Origin of the sequence: Kitasatospora indigofera (assembly GCF_014655955.1) — a bacterium.
In the GTDB taxonomy this organism is placed as follows: Bacteria; Actinomycetota; Actinomycetes; order Streptomycetales; family Streptomycetaceae; genus Kitasatospora; species Kitasatospora indigofera.
Genome location: NZ_BNBO01000012.1, coordinates 95531 through 111506 on the forward strand (window position 1 = coordinate 95531; position 15976 = coordinate 111506).

Sequence of the window (15976 nt, forward strand, 5' to 3'; positions counted from 1 at the left end):
TCTCATGGCGGGGTGGACGACGAACACTCCGCGCCGCACCGCCGGCCCTACGCCCTCCCGCTGCCGACCCCGCCGGAGGTGCTCCGCCGCGGCCCCCTGCGCGAGGGCGCCTTCAGCTCCGCCCTGCACGAACCGCGCACCGCCGTGGTGACCGGCCGCCTGCTCGGCGCCGCCCTGCTCACCTGCTTCCTCACCGGGCTGCTCAGCCACCTGCTGCAGGAACCGCCGACCTGGCTGCGCGACCACCTGCCCAGCCGGCCGGTGGACGGGTACCGGGTCACCCAGGGGCTGCACGTGATCACCGGCATCGCGGCGGTCCCGCTGCTGGGCGCCAAACTGTGGACGGTCTACCCGCGGCTCTTCGAGTGGCCGCCCGCGCGCAGCGTGGCGCACGCCCTGGAGCGGCTCGGCATCGCCGTCCTGGTCGGCTCGACGCTGCTGGAGCTGTTCACCGGGCTGCTGAACACCCTGCAGTGGTACCCCTGGCCGTTCCCGTTCCGGCAGACCCACTTCTGGCTCGGCTGGCTCGCCGTCGGCGGGCTGCTCCTGCACATCGCCGTCAAGGCCCCGCTGACCGCCCGGCACTGGCGGCGCCGCCGGCCCGGACTCGCGCAGCGCCGGGCCTTCCTGGGCGCGGTGACCGCCTCGGTCGCCGTCGTCACCCTGACCACCGCCGGGCAGACCGTGCCCCGGCTGCGCGCCCTCACCCTGTTCGCCCCGCGCCGGCCCGACATCGGCCCGCAGGGCCTGCCGGTCAACCGCACCGCCGCCCAGGCCGGCACCGGCACCACCCCCGCCGGCTGGCGGCTGACCGTGCACGGCCCGCGTCCGTACGAGCTGACCATGGACGACCTGCTCGCCATGCCCCAGTACGAGGCCGAGCTGCCGATCGCCTGCGTCGAGGGCTGGAGCGCCTCCGCCCGCTGGGGCGGGGTGCGCGTCGCGGACCTGCTCGCCCGGGCCGGGGCGCCGCCCACGGCCCGGGTGCGGGTGACCTCGCTGGAGGCCGACGGGCCGTACCGGGTGACCGAGATGCCCGCCGCCCACGCCCGCGACCCGCTCACCCTGCTCGCGCTGCGGGTCAACGGCGAGACGCTGCTGCCCGACCACGGCCACCCCGCGCGGATCATCGCGCCCAACCGCCCCGGTGTGCTGCAGACCAAGTGGGTCACCCGGCTGGAGGCCCTCTGATGGCCCGGCTCCTGAGAACCGCCACCGCGGTCGCCGGCCTCGCCCTGATGGCGTACGGCCTGTACGGGCTGCTGAACGACCGCTACATCACCGACCCGCTGGACGTCCTGGTCTGGGCCGTCGGCGGGCTGGTCCTGCACGACGGGCTCTGGGTCCCGCTGGTCTGCCTGGCCGGCGCCCGCTTCGCCCGGGGCCCCGTCCTGCGGGCCTGGCTGATCATCGCCGCCGCGCTCACCGCCGTGGGCCTGCCCGCCGTCCTGCGGGCGGGCGACGACCACGGCAACCCCACCCTGCTGCCGCTCCCCTACCTGCGCGACTACCTGCTGACGCTGGCGGCCACCGCGGCCGTCGCCCTGCTCGGGGCCGTCGCGGTGGCCGTCCGGCGACGACGCCGGAGGCGTGCCGGGCCGGAGTGACGGCGCGGAGTGACGGCGCGGCCGGAGCAGCCGGGACGAGGACATCACCTGGTCCACGGGCGGCGGTCGGCGGGCTCCCCGCCCGCCGGTTCCCGCCGACGGCATACCCGGTGGGGTATTCTGGAGGAAATCGCCCGGACGACCCCGGAGGGGGAACGGACCATGTGCCGACGTACCACGTGCCGCACCTGCAAGAAGATCACCTACGCCGGCTGCGGCATGCACGTCGACCAGGTCCTGGCCGGCGTGTCCACGGCCGACCGGTGCGACTGCGCGAAGAGCGGGAAGTCCGGCGGTTTCAGCCTCCGCAAGCTGTTCGGCCGCGGCTGAGCCGGCGACGGCCCGGCGTGCGCCGTGTGGAGCGCCGGGGTGACCAGGAGCCGCAGAGGCCCGGTCGCGGAGCACCGGCAGCCGTACGATGCCGCGGGTGATCAGGGCCCGATTCCCGTACCCTCGGTGACCCTGACCGCCCTTTCGCGATCCTCACCCGGGTCACCCGGCATCAGCACACCCACCGCCGCTCAGGGGCTCTCCGCGAGGAGCGGTGCGATCAAGGCCTCCAGGTCCGCCGGCCCCACCTGGTGCAGGGCCCAGCCGGCCAGCCGGCCGCTCCGGTCCACGACCAGCGTGTTGGGAACCGCCTGCGCAGTGATGGTCCCCTTGGGGAACTTCAGCACCAGGGAGCCGTCGGGATCGTGCAGGCTCGGATACTTCACGCCGAACTCCTTCTCGAAATTCTGGCCGCCCTCCCGTCCCTGTTCCCTGGTGTTGATGCCGAGGAATTCGACGCCCCGGCCCTGGTACTCGGCATAGGCCCGCTGGAGGTCCCGGGCCTCCTCGCGGCACGGATCGCACCACGAGCCCCAGGTGTTGACGATCACCACCTTGCCCCGGTAGTCCGGCCAGGCGACCGTCCCGCCGTCCACGGTCGGACCGGAGAGATCGGGAGCCGGCACCCGCTCGGCGACCGGTTTCATCACCGGCGGCCGGCGGCCGGCACCGGGCGAGGCGGATGCCGCCGCGCCGACGGGCCCCGGCGACGAGCAGCCGGCGAGCAGCGCGGCGACGACGAAGGCGAGCGAGGTCCGGCCCGTCGAGCGGGCGCGGGGGCATCGGTTGGTGAACACCCGGACAGTGTCACGGACGCCCCGCGGGGGCGTTCGGCCGGGTCGGCCGGTCACGCCGGCGGACCTCTTCCGGCCACGCCTGTCAGGGAGCCACCGGAAGAGGGCCGCCCCTGGACGCTACCCGCTCGAACTGCCCGCCGAACGGCCCGGCGAACGTCCCTCGCCCGGCGGCCCGTTCACCTCCGGCGGGACCCGGCCGCGCACCGCCCGCCGGCGGTCCGCACCCATACACCAGAACTGACGAGGCGTCAATACGCTGGTCGGCGTTGGCCTAGAGTACGGCAGGTCCGCACTCCATCGGGGGAGGGCGTCGACGTCCGGGTCCCTCTTCGAGGGCCACGGCGGGATCGGAGTCAGCGATGCACGAGGACGTGGTACGGCAGTCCGCGACCGCGGGCCGGGTGGTGCTGTGGGAGGAGTCCGCGCGGGACGGCGCCCAGGCCAAAACCCTGATGTCGGCGGACTTCCGGGTGCGGCTGGCGGTCGAGCAGGGGCGGATGTTCGGCGCCGACGGACCGCGCCACGTGGTCTTCGCGGCCGGCTTCCCCGCGGTGTGCGCCGAGGAGTTCGAGGCGGTCCGCCAGGTCGCGGCGGAGGCCGAGGGCGCGGTGAGCGTCGCCGCGGTGTGCCGGGGGACGGCGGCGGACGTCCGGCAGGCGGTGGCGTCCGTGCGGGGCAGCGCGCACGCCCGGGTGATGGTCGTGGTGCCCGCCTCCGAGGCGATGGCGGCGGTGATGACCCACCGGACGGCCCGCGAGGCCCTGGAGGCGGGGGTGGCACTGGTCAAGGAGGCCCGCGGGCTGGACGACCGGGTGGCGGTGGACCTCTGCCTGGCCGACGCCTCCCGCGCCGACCACGGCCTGATGGCCGCGTACGCCGCCGCGGCGACCGGCGCCGGCGCGGGAACGGTGATCCTGGCGGACACCGTCGGCGGTCAACTTCCCTCGGAGGCAGCGACGATGTTCGCCCGGGTGCGGGCCGGCGCCGGCGACGGCGTGGTCCTGGCCACCCACGCGCACAACGACCTGGGCCTGGGGCTGGCCAACACCCTGGAGGCCGCCCGCGCCGGCGCGCGGGTGCTCTCCAGCTCGTGGCTGGGCATCGCCGAGCGCAGCGGCCTGGTGGCGACCGAACAGCTGGTCTTCCTCCTTTCCCGACGGACCGGGCACACCGGGGCGCTGCTGGGCGAGGACGGTGAACCCTGGTGGACCGCCCCGGACCTGACCCGGCTGCCCCGCATCGCGCGGATGGTCTCGCGGGAGACCGGGGTGCCGCTGACCGTGACCACCCCGATCGTCGGCACCGGCGTCGGCACCATCTCCACCGGCACCCCGTTCGTCCACCCGCGGCTGTTCCAGCCCTACGACCCCGCGGAGCTGCTGGGGACCGAGCCGGACGTGGTACTCACCCAGCTGGCCAGCGCCCGGGTGGTGACGGCGGTGGCCGCCCGCCTCGGACACGGCCTGGACCGGGTCCAGGCACGGGCCGCCACGGGCTGGGTGAAGGAGCAGGCCTACCGCTCCGGCCGGGCGGTCGTCGACGAGCGCCTGTTCGCCGGCTACCTCGACGGCCTGCGCGCCGCGACCACGGCGGACGCCCGGTGAACCCCGGCCCCGAGACCGGCCCCGGCCCCCGGCCCGGCATCGTCGACCCGGCCGGCGCCCGCCGAACCCTGCGGGGCGGGGCGGCGGTGGTGCTGCCCAATCCCGCGCCCCTCACGTACGTCGTCGCCGCGACCGTCCCGCAGGCCGTCAACACCGCGAAGGGCCGGCCCGCCGGACAGGCCGTCGCGCTCTGGGCGCACCACCCGGGCACCCTCGCGGCCCTGGACGGCGCCCTCGACCTCGGCCCGGCCCCGGCCGCCCTGGCCCGTCGGCTGCTGGCCGAGGAACGGGTGACCGTGCTGGTACCCCTGCGACCGGAGGCGGACCGGCCCGACTGGCTGTCACCGGCGAGCCAGGACGGCTGGGCGCTGCTGTTCGGCGCGCGCTGGGAGCCCCTGCTGCCCGTCCTCGACGACTTCCCGGTCCTGTACGTGAGCAGCGCCAACCGCACCGGCCGGCCGCCGGCCGGCACCTCCGCCCTGGCGGTCGCGATGTTCGCGGCCGCCACCCCGGTGCTGCCCGCCGGTTCGCTCGCCCCGGCGGGCGGCGGGCCCGCCGGGGCACCCCGCGCGGCGACCACCACGCTGCGCCTGCACACCGACGGGCGGGTCGAGCTGCACCGCCCCGGCGCGCAGGACCGGCCCTTCCCGGCTCCCGAGCGGTACCTCGACCGGATCCGCCAGGAGTACGGGGCGCCGTCCCGCTGAGGGCGAACCGGGACGCGACGAAGGACCAGGTGGCCGACCTCGTCGAGCGGCGGTTCGGCGGCCGGCTGGACCACCTGGTCTACTCGGTGGCCGCGCCCCGGCGCACCGACCCCGACACCGGCGCCGTCCACGCCTCGGTGCCCAAGCCGATCGGCCGGACGAACCGCACCAAGACCCTGGTCTTCGACGAGGAGGGTGCCCCCGAGGTCCGCGAGGTCGAGACCGCGCCGGCCGAGGGCGACGACGTCGAGCAGACCGTCGCGGTGATGGGCGGCACGGACTGGGAACGCTGGATCGACCACCTCGCCGGACGCGGGCTGCTCGCCGACGGGTTCTCCACCGCCGCGCTGTCGTACGTCGGCTCCTCGCTGACCGCGGCGATCTACCGCCAGGGCACCATCGGCGCGGCCAAGGCCCATCTGGAGGCCACCGCCCGGGTCCTGGACGAACGGCTCGGCAGGACGGTGGGCGGGCGGGCCGTGACCTCCGTCAACGGCGCGGCGGTCACCCAGTCCTCCACCGCGATCCCCGGCATCGCCCTCTACACCGGCCTGCTGCGCGGCGTCCTCGGGGACGGCCTCGTCCCGCCGGTCCACCAGCTCGCCGCCCTGTGGGACCAGCTCACCGGCGCCGCCCCGCTCGACCTGGACGCGGACGGCCGGATCCGCCTGGACGGCTTCGAACTGGCCGACGACGTCCAGGCGGCGGTGGCCGAGCGCTGGGAGAACGCCCGCACGGCGACCGTCGGGGACCTGGCCGACCTCGACTGGTTCCGCGACGAGGTCCGGCGCCTCCACGGATTCTCCGTGCCCGGCATCGACTACACCGCCCCGGTCGCCACCGACGTCCCCTGGCCCGGCCAGACCCCCTGACGCCCGGACGGCGCGGTGCCGGGCGGGCAGGCCCGGCCGGGGGAACGCCACGTTTCACTGCCCGCCGGGCACCACCCGCGGCGCTACGCTCGGGCCGTGGGAGAGCCCGAGCCCGAGCAGCGCGCCGAAGGCGCAGGACCGTTCACCACCCGCGTCACCTGGCAGCTCCCGGCAGGGGAGACGGTGGTCTGGGAGTCCCGGCTCGCGCGCAGGCGTGGCACCTTGTCGGTGCGGGCCGCCAGGGGCGCGGCCGGCCGGCCCGTGACGGCCGACGCGGTGGCGCTCGCCCGGCTGCGGCGGCTCAACAACGTCGCCTCCGGCGCGTTCGTCATCGGCGGCGCACTGTTCGCGCTCGGCGCCGCCGTCGCCCAGTTCGGCTCGGGCGATCCGACCGTGAGCGCCTCGGTCTACTTCGCCGGGGGCCTGTTCTTCAACACCGGCGGCTACGTCTCGCTGCTCCAGGTGCTGAACGCCCCCCGCCACACCGGGGCGGGCGGCACACTGGCCACCTCCGACTGGCGGTGGTGGGGGTACGAGCCGATGCGGGTGGACTGGCTGAGCACGGTCGCGCTCTTCGCCGGCACCCTCGTGTTCGCCGTCAACCTGCTGGACTCCTTCCACCAGGGCCTCACCGCCCAGCAGGCCAACCGGCTGATCTGGGCGCCGGACGTGATCGGCTGCGTGCTGTTCCTGGTGTCGGGGCACCTCGGGTTCGTGGAGATCTGCCACCGGTCCTGGCCCTGCTGGCGCTCCCGCAGCCTGGGCTGGTGGGTGGTCGCGGTGAACCAGTTCGGGTCGGTGCTCTTCATGGTCTCGGCGGTCGCCGCCTTCACCCGGCCCGCCACCGGGAGCCTGGTCGGCCCCGGCATCGCCAACTGGGCGACGCTCGCCGGCGCCCTGTGCTTCTCGGCCGGCGGCGTGCTCCAGGCCTTCGAGCGGCCGTAGGCCAGTCACGCGCGTCGGCGGACGGGACGACGGCCGCCCGGCGGCGCCCTACACCGACGCCGACGCCGGCGCCGGCAAAGGGTGCGGGACCGGGCACGGGCAGCGGCAGCGGCAGCGGCAGCGGCAGCGGCAGGGGTGACGCAGGTCACATCACCGGGAAGCGTCCGGCTGTCACATCCCGCCCGGCCGAGCAGTCATTGCTGTGGAACCACCGACACGGCAAGGAGATCGCCATGGAAGCCCGACTCAACCTCTACGGCAACACCGGCGCGGCCAAGTTCGCGAAGTACATCAACTCGGCGGGCAAGGTCATTTCGGACTCGACGCTGCCGGCCGCGACGCAGGAGCTGGTGAAGATCCGCGCCAGCCAGATCAACGGCTGCGGCTTCTGCACCGACATGCACACCAAGGACGCCGCGCACGCCGGGGAGACCTCGGTGCGCCTCAACCTGGTCGCGGCCTGGCGCGAGGCCCGGGTGTTCACCGACGCCGAGCGGGCCGCCCTGGAGCTGACCGAGCAGGGCACCCGGATCGCCGACGCGGCCGGCGGGGTCACCGACGAGGCCTGGGCGAACGCCGCCAAGTACCACGACGAGGACCAGCTCGCCGCGCTGGTGTCCCTGATCGCCCTGATCAACGCCTACAACCGGATGAACGTCATCATCCAGCAGCCCGCCGGCGACTACCAGCCGGGCCAGTTCGGCTGACCGCACCCGCCCGCGGGGGCCGGCGACGGCCCCCGCGCGGCAGCGCGCCCGCCCCGGGACCGGATGCCCGGATGCCCGGATGCCCGGAGCCGGACGGTCCCGCGGCGGGCGCGGTACCGGGGTGGGCGCGGTACCGGGGTGGATCAGTTCCCGGGCGCCGCCACCGGGCTGTTGTGATAGGCGGCGACCATCCACCGGCCGTCCCGCTTCTCCAGGACCCAGGTCGCGTTCACCTTGCGCGGGTCCGGCACCTCGGTCTCGCCGGGGAGGAGGATGCCGGACTCGCTGACCACGATCGCGCCGTCCTCGCCCAGGAAGCGGAGGCTGAGCCGCTTGTTCCAGGTCGAGCTGCCCTTGAGCGGCCCCTCGAAGCCCAGGGCCATGCTCCGCCGGATCACGTCCCGGCCGTCGCGGAGCGAGCCGGTCATGATGGCGGTCGCGTCCTCGGTGTAGTCGGCGACCATGGCCTCGGCGTCACCGGCGGCCCATGCCCGGTAGCCGGCGGCCAGCACGGCCTCGATCGCGGCCTCGTCCTGCGTACGACGGTCTGACATCGGATTCTCCCTCGGGACCGGTCCGCCGGGGTGTCCGGCGCACTCGCCCGTACATACCGGCGGCGGGGTCGGAACTCATCGCGCCCACGGCCAGGAGTTTCGAGGCGGTCCGGACGGCGGCCCGCCGCACGGCCGGAACGCCGGGCCGCGGACCACGGCGCACAAGGCCGTCGCCCGCAGGCCGTCCCCCACACCCGCAGGCCCCCCACCCCGCGGGCCCCGGCCCGCCGGGCGGGCGGCACTTTACTCGTCCAGACCGGCCGGCAGACCGAAGGCGGCGAACACCTCCGCGTCCTGGAACACCGAGTTCCGGCTGATGCCCCCGGCGGTGACGGTGAAGATCTGGAGCGTGTGCAGCCGGTACCCGCCGCCGAAGCGCCGGTAGGCGGCGAAACCGGGCTGGCCGTTGGCCGCGACCGCCCGCAGGCGCCAGTCCGGTCCGAGCTGCCCGAAGACCCAGCCCATGAACAGCCCGTAGTTGTCACGGCCGCTGAACCAGTTGAGCATCGGCGGCATCTCCATCACCACGTCCTCGGTGAGCAGCCGCTTGAGCCCCTCGACGTCGGCCTGCTCGAACGCCTCCATGTAGCGGTCGACCCAGGCCCGCTGCTCGGCCTCGGACGGCTCGCCGAGGCCGTCCTGCCGGACCCCCGCCTCCTTCAGCCGGGCCCGCGCCCGCTGCAGCGAGCTGTTCACGGACACCACCGTGGTGCCCAGGATGTCCGCCGACTCGGACGCGGAGAAGCCGAGCACGTCACGCAGGACCAGCGCGCCGCGCTGACGCGCCGACAGGTGCTGCAGGGCGGCGGCGAACGCCAGGCGCAGACTGCTGCGGCCGATCACCCGCCCGGCCGGGTCGCCGCCGTCCAGCAAGGAGTCCGGCAAGGGCTGGAGCCACGGGTGCTCGCCGCGGACGAGCGGACCGAGCGGGTCCGAGGCGGCCACCAGCCCCGACGGCAGCGGCCGGCGGCCGCGGGCCTCCAAGGCGGTCAGGCAGACGTTGGTCGCGATCCGGTAGAGCCAGGTGCGTGGTGAGCTGCGCGCGGCGTCGTACCGCTCGCGCGACCGCCACGCCCGCAGGTACGTGTCCTGGACCAGGTCCTCGGCGTCGTGGGCCGAGCCGAGCATCCGGTAGCAGTACGCCAGCAGCTCCGTCCGGAACGGCTCGACCAGGTGGTCGAAGCCTTCCTCCCCTGCTGTCACGCCACACCCCTCCTCCGCCCGCCGGCGCCACCCTACCGGGGGCGGCGGCACCCTGCCGGGCAGGTCCTGAGCGGCCGTCACGAGCGTTCACCGGCCGGGCCGTACCCGGGTGGAGCCGTGTCCCGGCCCTCGGCCCGCGCGCCGGCGGCGATCCATGCCCCGGCCGGGCCGCCCGCCCCGCCCGCCCCTCCGCGTCCGGGCCCGCACCGGCCGTCCAGGCCCGCACGGTCCGTGCCGGGACGCAGCCTGGACGCAGCCGGGGTCGGAACGCCCGCTCGGGCGGAGCGGGCGGAGACCGGCACGGCCCGGACGCTGGGCACGGCCCGGACGCTGGGCACGGCAAAACCTGATGAGGTCGGGGCGGCCCGTTCGTAGACTGGATGGCATGAGCCGACGACATTGATCCTCCGCCGGATCCCCCGCCGAGGATCCGGGGGGAAGCGGCTGCCGAGGGCCGCCGGGTGCGACGTGTGAACGCCGCCCACCCGTCCCCCTCCGCAGAGGACCCGCCATGCCCTTCCCCTCCGTCCGCCCGTCCCCGTCGGCCGGCCGGCCCGGCCGCGAGGTGCGCCGACTCGAACGCACCCTGCTGTACTACGCCGGGTCCGAGGACTTCGTCCTGCTGTACCCCGTGTACGCGCTGCTCTTCGCCGACCACGGCCTGAGCACCGCCGAGATCTCCGTCCTGTTCGGCGTCTGGTCGCTGACCGGCGTGCTCCTCGAAGTACCGTCCGGGGTCTGGGCGGACATGGTCTCCCGGCGGCTGCTGCTGGTGGCCGGCCCGCTGCTGTCGGCCGCCGGCCTCGGCCTCTGGGTGACCCTGCCGTCCTTCCCCGCGTTCGCCGCCGGCTTCGTCCTCTGGGGCGCGGGCGGCGCGCTGCGCTCCGGCGCGCTGGAGGCGCTCGTCTACGAGGAACTGGAGCGCCACGGCGCGGGCTCCCGCTACCCGCGCCTGATGGGCCGGGCCGGCGCGGCCGGTACGGCCTGCACGGTCGCCGCCACCGCGCTCGCCGCTCCGGTCTTCGCGGCGGCCGGCTACGCCGGGCTGGGCGCGGCCAGTGTCGCGGCCTGCCTGCTCTGCGCCTTCACCGCCACCAGGTTCCCCGAGGACCGGCGGGCCGCGGCCGACGGGGCCCGCGCCGGCCACGCCCCGGTCCTGGCCGGGCACCCCCTGGCGGACCGTGCCCCCGACCTGGCCGGCTCCGCCCGCGGCTACCTGCACACCCTCCGGGACGGCCTGGCCGAGGTGCACGGGAGCCCCTCGGTGCGCAACGCCCTGCTGCTGGCCGTCGCCGTCACCACGGTCTGGGGCTCGCTGGACGAGTACGTACCGCTGCTGGCCGCCGAGGCCGGTGCCAGCACCGCCGAGGTACCGCTGCTCGCCCTGCTGGTGTGGGCCGGCGTGACGGCCGGCGGCCTGCTGGCGGGGACGGCCGGGCGCCTGTCCGGCCGGGCGCTGGGCGGTTGGGTGGCGGCGGCGTCCGGGGCGCTCGCAGCGGGCGCGTTGTGGGGGATCCCGGGCGGATTCGTGTTGCTGGGGACGGCCTTCGCGGTCTTCCAGGCGGCCGACGTGGTCACCGACGCCCGGGTGCAGGAGGCGGTCACCGGCCCGAGCCGGGCCACCGTGACCTCGCTGGGCGGCCTCGGCACCAGCCTGACCACCCTGCTGGTGTACGCCGCCTACGGCGCGGCCTCCGGCCACGCCTCGCACGCCACCCTGTTCGCACTGTCCGCCGTGCCGTACCTGGTGATCGCGGCGGTGATGGCCCGCCGCCGCGGCCCGGCCGCAGCGGGCGGCGCCGTCCGGCCGGGCGCCGGCGCCGCGACGGCCGGCGGCCCCGGCCTGCCCGGGCCGGGCTCCGGGCCGGGCTCCGGGCCGGTGACGCCCTCCGACGTCTGACCCTGCCCCGGCCACGAGGGCCGGTTCGTACCCGTCCGAGGCGGGCGGGCGCCCGCCCGGGGCGCCCCCGGGGAAGCCGGCCCCGGGCGGCCCCCGGGCCCGGCTTCTCCGGCTTTGCCACCGCTTGACGCCAACTCATGTGTTTCAACTAATATCGGTGGTCAGGGCATTGATGTCCTGCTCGGTCGAGCTGGATTCCCTGCCGACACCAAGAGTTCATGTCCTGGCGACGTAGCGGTCACGGAGCACTCCGGATCCGGCGTTAACCTCCGACCGATCACCCGTGATCCGGCCGCAGCGCCGGTCACATGCCCCTGACCGAAAGGCCCGCCGAGCCGATGGCACCCCGACTCTCCGTCGTCGTCCCGATCTACAACGTCGAGCGCTACCTGGAGGAGTGCCTCGACTCGATCGCGGCGCAGACCTTCGACGCGTTCGAGTGCGTGATGGTCGACGACGGCTCGACCGACGGCAGCGCGGTCATCGCCAAGGCGTACGCGGACGCGGACAGCCGGTTCCGGCTCGTCCAGCAGAAGAACAAGGGCCTCGGCGCGGCCCGCAACACCGGCATCCGGAACCTCGGCGGCACCGAGTACCTGGCCTTCATGGACAGTGACGACACGCTGCCGCCCGGGGCGTACGAGCTGATGGTCGGCACCCTGGACGAGACCGGGTCGGACTTCGCCGCCGGCAACGCCCTGCGCTTCCGCACCGCCGAGCACTACCAGTCGCACGCGCACCGCAGGCCGTTCCGCGAGACCCGGCTGAAGAGCCATGTCACCGAGATCCCGTCGCTGGTGACCGACCGCACCGCGTGGAACAAGGTCTACCGCCGCAGCTTCTTCGACACCGCCGGCATCCTCTACCCCGAGGGCATCCTGTACGAGGACGCCCCGGTCAGCGTGCCGCACCACTTCCTGGCCGGCAGCGTGGACGTGCTCTCCGAGCCGATCTACCACTGGCGGGTGCGCGACGCGGGCGACATGTCCATCACGCAGATGAAGACCGACCCCAAGGGCCTGATCGACCGCGTCCGCTCGATCGAGCTGGTCCGCGAGTGGCTGATCGCCCAGCCGGAGCCGAAGTTCCGCGAGTACCTGCGCTCGTACGACCGGAACACCTTGGTCGAGGAGCTCCCGATGTTCTTCTGGTCGGTGCCGGACGGCGACCGGGGCTACCGCGAGGCCTACCAGCAGCACGTCAGCCGGCTGCTCCGGACGATCGGCGTCGAGCAGATCAACGCCCTGAGCGCCCCGCTGCGGGTCAAGTACCGCCTGACGCTGGCGAACCGGATGAACGAGTTCGTCACCCTGCAGCGCATGCACCGGCTGTACCGGCGCCGCGCCCAGCTGCTGCGACTGGGCCGCACGCCGGCTCCGAGCGCCTGAGCCGGGGCCGTCTCACCCGTCGCCCGGTGCGGCCGGCCCGTCGGCGGTGAGCGTGTAGGACCAGCCCGGGCGCCAGACCGGCGGGACGACCGCCAGGTCCTCCGGCCGCGCCCCGGCGAGCAGGCAGTCCAGGGCCCAGCGGTTCGCCGAGTGGGCGATCACCAGGACCCGCGTCCCGTCCCGCTCGGCGGCCAGGTCGCGCAGGAAGCCGGCCGTGGCCGCCAGGACTTGACGGTAACTCTGCCCACCGCCGGGGAACGGTTCGTCCAGGTGCCGGGCCCGCACCGCGGCGACCCGGGCTGCCGGGCCCCCGTCGAGTGCGCCGTAGTGGCACTCACGCAGCCGGACGTCCTGGTGGACGGGCGGCCGGCCGTCGGGAAAGGCGAGCCGGGCGGTCTCGACCGCCCGGCCCAGGTCGGAGACGAACACCGCGGCGAAGCCGCCGTCGCGCCGGCGCTCGCCCAGCTCCACGGCCTGGCGGCGGCCCAGCGGCGAGAGCCGGCCCGGCAGCCAGCCGGTGGCGACACCGGCCTCGTTGTCGGTGGTGGTCGCATGGGTCTCGTAGACGATCTCCACTGCCATCGGGGCTCCCCGGTCCGGGTCGGCGGGCGGCGGCCCGCCGCCCGGGGACTTCCGCGTCCGGGACCGTCCGGCCCCGGCGGCGCGGTCGCGATCAGGGTGAGGGGACGCCCGGCAGGCCCGTGCTGAGCCCGTCCAGGGCGTGCGAGCAGACGCAGTCACGGGTGACCGGCAGCCCCTCCAGGGCCTTGAACAGGACGGTGCGCAGCCGGTCGACGTTGCGGGCGAAGACCGCGAGCACCTCGCCGTGGGTGACTCCCCCGCCGCTCTCCACCCCCGCGTCCAGGTCGGTCACCAGCGCCAACGAGGTGTAGCAGAGGCCGAGTTCGCGGGCCAGCACGGCCTCCGGGTGCCCGGTCATGCCGACCACCGACCAGCCGTTGGCGGTGAACCAGCGGGATTCGGCGCGGGTGGAGAAGCGCGGGCCCTCGATCACCACCAGGGTGCCGCCGTCGACGGGCTCCCAGGCGGCGTCCCGGGCCGCGTCGAGGGCGGAGCGGCGGCCGTCGGGGCAGTACGGGTCGGCCGCCGAGACGTGCACGACCTCGGGGACGGTGCCGTCGGGCAGCGGCCGGCCGTCGTAGTAGGTCTGCACCCGGCCGGAGGTGCGGTCGACGAACTGGTCCGGGACGAGCAGCGTGCCGGGCCCGTGCTCGGGGCGCAGGCCGCCGACCGCGCAGGGTGCGAGCACCTGCCGGACGCCGAGCGACTGCAGGGCCCAGAGGTTGGCGCGGTAGTTGATGCGGTGCGGCGGCAGCCGGTGGCCCCGGCCGTGGCGGGGCAGGAAGGCGACTCGCCGGCCGGCCGCCTCGCCGATGAACAGCGAGTCGCTCGGTGGCCCGTACGGGGTGTCGACGGCGACCTCGGTCACGTCGTCGAGCAGGGCGTAGAGGCCGGAGCCGCCGATCACGCCGAGTTCGGCGCGCGCGGGGCCGGTGCTTCCTGACATGGCGTCAGCCTTTCGGTCACGTCCGGACGGAGGGGCCCGCCCGCCCCCCAGGGGGGCGGCGGCCGCCTTTCGTCCAGCCTAGGCCGGGGCCGGCCGCCGCCGCGCCTGCCGCGACCTTACGAATCGCGGACGGCGCGGCCGGGCGGGACAGCCGGGGCGGGCGGGCCGGACGGGAACGCCGAGGCCGCCGGGCCGGGCGGGAAAGCCCGGGCGGGAAACCCGGGGACGGCGGGACCGCGCCCGCTGGCGAGGCACCCGCTTGCCCCGGACCGGTGGCCCCGGCTTTCCCGCCCGCCCGCCACCCGGCCGTCAGCCGAGCTGCGGCGCGACCCGGCTCGCGATCAGCTCCAGGTGGTCCAGGTCGTGCAGGTCGAGGATCTGCAGGTAGCAGCGCTGGGAGCCGGCCGCCGCGTAGCGGCCGATGGTCTCCACCACCTCGTCCGGCGTGCCGGCCAGGCCGTGCGCCTTCAGCTCGGCGACGTCGCGGCCGATGGCGGCGGCCCGCCGGGCCACCTCGGCGTCGTCCTTGCCGACGCAGGCCACCAGGAGGTTGGAGTACACCAGGTCGTCACCGCGGCGCCCGGCCTGCTCCACGGCGGCGCGGACCCGGCCGAACTGCTCCCGGCTCTCCCCCGTGGAGACGAACGGCAGGTTGAACTCGTCGGCGTACCGGGCGGCCAGCGCGGGCGTGCGGTGCAGGCCCTTGCCGCCGACCAGGACGGGGATCCGGTCCTGCACGGGCTTCGGCAGCGCCGGCGAGCCGGACAGCTGGTAGTACTTGCCCGCGAAGTCGAAGGTGTCGCCGAGCTTGGTCTCCCAGAGCCCGGTGACGATGGCGAGCTGCTCCTCCAGCCGCCCGAAGCGCTCCTTCGGGAAGGGGATGCCGTACGCCGCGTGCTCCTCGGCGTACCAGCCGGCCCCGAGCCCGAGCTCCACCCGGCCGTTGCTCATCGCGTCCACCTGCGCGACCTGGAGGGCCAGCACGCCGGGCAGCCGGAAGGTCGCCGCGGTCATCAGGGTGCCGAGCCGGATGGTGCTGGTCTCGCGGGCGAGGCCGGCCAGCGTGATCCAGGCGTCGGTGGGGCCGGGCAGGCCGTCCACGTCGCCCATCTTCAGGTAGTGGTCGGAGCGGAAGAAGGCGCTGAAGGCGCCCAGCTGCTCGGTCGTCCGGGCGATGCGCAGCAGCGTGTCGTAGGAGGCGCCCTGCTGCGGTTCGGTGAAGATGCGGAGATCCATGCCGTCCATTCTTGTACAGACCGTAGCGATGACGAAGCGGATCAAGCCGGTCCGGACGAATTCCCGCGGTTCCCGGCCCGGTCCACGACCGGGCCGGCGGCAGGCCGGACGGGGCCCGGCCGCAGGCCGCCCCCCGTCCCGGCGGCGCCGGCCCGGGCGGGCGGGCACCCCCGACGGGTGGCCAAGGTCTCACTCCGGATCGCCGTACCCCGCCGCGCCGGGCCGCCCGCTCGCCTACCCTCGACGGGTGATCGCCTTCCCCGACGAAGCCGCCGGCTGCCCCCTCACCGGCATCGTGGCTTCCTACACCCCGCGCCTGGCCGCCCTCGCCGCCGAGCCTGGCTTCGTCGCGGCCGTCGACCAGCACGCCGCTGAGATCCGCGAACGCCTGTTCGCCCAAGGTCCCGAGCTGATGCCCCGGCCGCTGCGGCGGGCGGAGCTGACCGACTACGCGCTCGGCTTCCTCGACGCCCTGGCCGAGGTGGGCTGGGACCAGCCGGTCGGGTACGACTACGCGGTCGACCGGCTGACGGCGATCTGCTGGCTGGTGCACCAGAACGGGCTGCTCGACGCCTGAGCGGGCGCGGGCCGGACGCCG

At 75.3% G+C, this 15976-nt stretch carries 16 protein-coding genes and 1 pseudogene; 11 read left to right on the plus strand and 6 right to left on the minus strand.

Translation table 11 applies throughout. The annotated features are described in order from the left end of the window. The first annotated feature begins 96 nt into the window (after window positions 1-96). The 3 genes from IE329_RS13705 (at window position 97) to IE329_RS13715 (ending at window position 1937) form a co-directional block, all read left to right on the plus strand. Window positions 97-1191 (plus strand): molybdopterin-dependent oxidoreductase, encoded by a 1095-nt coding sequence (locus IE329_RS13705; protein ID WP_190211190.1) that lies wholly within the window; start codon window positions 97-99, stop codon window positions 1189-1191. Then, window positions 1191-1607, plus strand: a complete 417-nt coding sequence (locus IE329_RS13710; RefSeq protein WP_190211125.1) for a hypothetical protein — start codon at window positions 1191-1193, stop codon at window positions 1605-1607. Before IE329_RS13705 ends, IE329_RS13710 begins: the two co-directional genes overlap by 1 nt. A gap of 162 nt (window positions 1608-1769) precedes the next feature. Beyond that, on the plus strand, window positions 1770-1937 hold the full coding sequence (locus tag IE329_RS13715; protein ID WP_190211126.1) for a hypothetical protein: 168 nt from the start codon (window positions 1770-1772) through the stop codon (window positions 1935-1937). 191 nt (window positions 1938-2128) lie between these two features. On the opposite strand, the gene IE329_RS13720 is transcribed toward IE329_RS13715, so the two are convergent. Beyond that, window positions 2129-2734, minus strand: coding sequence for a TlpA family protein disulfide reductase (locus tag IE329_RS13720; protein ID WP_190211127.1), 606 nt, complete (start codon window positions 2732-2734; stop codon window positions 2129-2131). Window positions 2735-3093: 359 nt separating this feature from the next. Between IE329_RS13720 and IE329_RS13725 the strand changes: the two genes are divergently transcribed. The 5 genes and pseudogenes from IE329_RS13725 to IE329_RS13745 all read left to right on the plus strand — a co-directional run bounded on the left by IE329_RS13725 (window position 3094) and on the right by IE329_RS13745 (window position 7569). Further along, window positions 3094-4338, plus strand: a complete 1245-nt coding sequence (locus IE329_RS13725) for a 2-isopropylmalate synthase (RefSeq protein WP_190211128.1) — start codon at window positions 3094-3096, stop codon at window positions 4336-4338. Beyond that, window positions 4335-5045, plus strand: coding sequence for a hypothetical protein (locus IE329_RS13730; RefSeq protein WP_190211129.1), 711 nt, complete (start codon window positions 4335-4337; stop codon window positions 5043-5045). The genes IE329_RS13725 and IE329_RS13730 overlap by 4 nt, the downstream gene beginning before the upstream one ends. Before the next feature lie 11 nt (window positions 5046-5056). Further along, window positions 5057-5917: pseudogene (locus IE329_RS13735) on the plus strand (enoyl-[acyl-carrier-protein] reductase FabV); the annotation flags it as partial. Window positions 5918-6013: 96 nt separating this feature from the next. Further along, a complete protein-coding gene (locus IE329_RS13740) occupies window positions 6014-6862 on the plus strand; it encodes a hypothetical protein (RefSeq protein WP_190211130.1) in 849 nt (282 codons plus the stop codon). Between the two features lie 233 nt (window positions 6863-7095). Next, window positions 7096-7569: a carboxymuconolactone decarboxylase family protein gene (locus tag IE329_RS13745; protein ID WP_190211131.1), complete on the plus strand. Its 474-nt coding sequence runs from the start codon at window positions 7096-7098 to the stop codon at window positions 7567-7569. A 143-nt stretch (window positions 7570-7712) separates the two neighbouring features. On the opposite strand, the gene IE329_RS13750 is transcribed toward IE329_RS13745, so the two are convergent. Together IE329_RS13750 and IE329_RS13755 are read right to left on the minus strand one after the other, a co-directional pair. Further along, complete coding sequence (locus IE329_RS13750; RefSeq protein ID WP_190211132.1) at window positions 7713-8123, minus strand: SgcJ/EcaC family oxidoreductase; 411 nt, start codon at window positions 8121-8123, stop codon at window positions 7713-7715. Between the two features lie 243 nt (window positions 8124-8366). Then, window positions 8367-9326, minus strand: coding sequence for a sigma-70 family RNA polymerase sigma factor (locus IE329_RS13755; RefSeq protein WP_190211133.1), 960 nt, complete (start codon window positions 9324-9326; stop codon window positions 8367-8369). Window positions 9327-9837: 511 nt separating this feature from the next. Here IE329_RS13755 and IE329_RS13760 point away from each other — a divergent pair. Continuing rightward, on the plus strand, window positions 9838-11226 hold the full coding sequence (locus tag IE329_RS13760; protein WP_190211134.1) for an MFS transporter: 1389 nt from the start codon (window positions 9838-9840) through the stop codon (window positions 11224-11226). A 308-nt stretch (window positions 11227-11534) separates the two neighbouring features. Then, window positions 11535-12614: a glycosyltransferase family 2 protein gene (locus IE329_RS13765; protein WP_190211135.1), complete on the plus strand. Its 1080-nt coding sequence runs from the start codon at window positions 11535-11537 to the stop codon at window positions 12612-12614. Between the two features lie 12 nt (window positions 12615-12626). Here the strand turns inward: IE329_RS13765 and IE329_RS13770 are convergent, their stop codons facing one another. From IE329_RS13770 to IE329_RS13780, 3 genes are all read right to left on the minus strand, one after another. Further along, entirely contained in the window at window positions 12627-13196 is a 570-nt protein-coding gene (locus IE329_RS13770; protein ID WP_190211136.1) for a histidine phosphatase family protein, read from the minus strand. A 91-nt stretch (window positions 13197-13287) separates the two neighbouring features. After that, on the minus strand, window positions 13288-14142 hold the full coding sequence (locus tag IE329_RS13775) for an S-methyl-5'-thioadenosine phosphorylase (protein ID WP_190211137.1): 855 nt from the start codon (window positions 14140-14142) through the stop codon (window positions 13288-13290). A gap of 309 nt (window positions 14143-14451) precedes the next feature. After that, window positions 14452-15378, minus strand: coding sequence for an LLM class F420-dependent oxidoreductase (locus IE329_RS13780; protein WP_190211138.1), 927 nt, complete (start codon window positions 15376-15378; stop codon window positions 14452-14454). Window positions 15379-15625: 247 nt separating this feature from the next. On the opposite strand from IE329_RS13780, the gene IE329_RS13785 reads away from it, so the two are divergent. Continuing rightward, a complete protein-coding gene (locus IE329_RS13785) occupies window positions 15626-15955 on the plus strand; it encodes a DUF6401 family natural product biosynthesis protein (protein WP_190211139.1) in 330 nt (109 codons plus the stop codon). Window positions 15956-15976: the final 21 nt, after the last annotated feature.

What these genes read in the sequence shown, in the direction of transcription:
- IE329_RS13745 (WP_190211131.1), top strand. Translation starts at nt 7,096, where the DNA reads ATGGAAGCCCGACTCAACCTCTACGGCAACACCGGCGCGGCCAAGTTC.
- IE329_RS13750 (WP_190211132.1), bottom strand. Translation starts at nt 8,123, where the DNA reads ATGTCAGACCGTCGTACGCAGGACGAGGCCGCGATCGAGGCCGTGCTG.
- IE329_RS13770 (WP_190211136.1), bottom strand. Translation starts at nt 13,196, where the DNA reads ATGGCAGTGGAGATCGTCTACGAGACCCATGCGACCACCACCGACAAC.
- IE329_RS13775 (WP_190211137.1), bottom strand. Translation starts at nt 14,142, where the DNA reads ATGTCAGGAAGCACCGGCCCCGCGCGCGCCGAACTCGGCGTGATCGGC.
- IE329_RS13715 (WP_190211126.1), top strand. Translation starts at nt 1,770, where the DNA reads ATGTGCCGACGTACCACGTGCCGCACCTGCAAGAAGATCACCTACGCC.
- IE329_RS13710 (WP_190211125.1), top strand. Translation starts at nt 1,191, where the DNA reads ATGGCCCGGCTCCTGAGAACCGCCACCGCGGTCGCCGGCCTCGCCCTG.
- IE329_RS13765 (WP_190211135.1), top strand. Translation starts at nt 11,535, where the DNA reads ATGCCCCTGACCGAAAGGCCCGCCGAGCCGATGGCACCCCGACTCTCC.
- IE329_RS13760 (WP_190211134.1), top strand. Translation starts at nt 9,838, where the DNA reads ATGCCCTTCCCCTCCGTCCGCCCGTCCCCGTCGGCCGGCCGGCCCGGC.
- IE329_RS13780 (WP_190211138.1), bottom strand. Translation starts at nt 15,378, where the DNA reads ATGGATCTCCGCATCTTCACCGAACCGCAGCAGGGCGCCTCCTACGAC.
- IE329_RS13725 (WP_190211128.1), top strand. Translation starts at nt 3,094, where the DNA reads ATGCACGAGGACGTGGTACGGCAGTCCGCGACCGCGGGCCGGGTGGTG.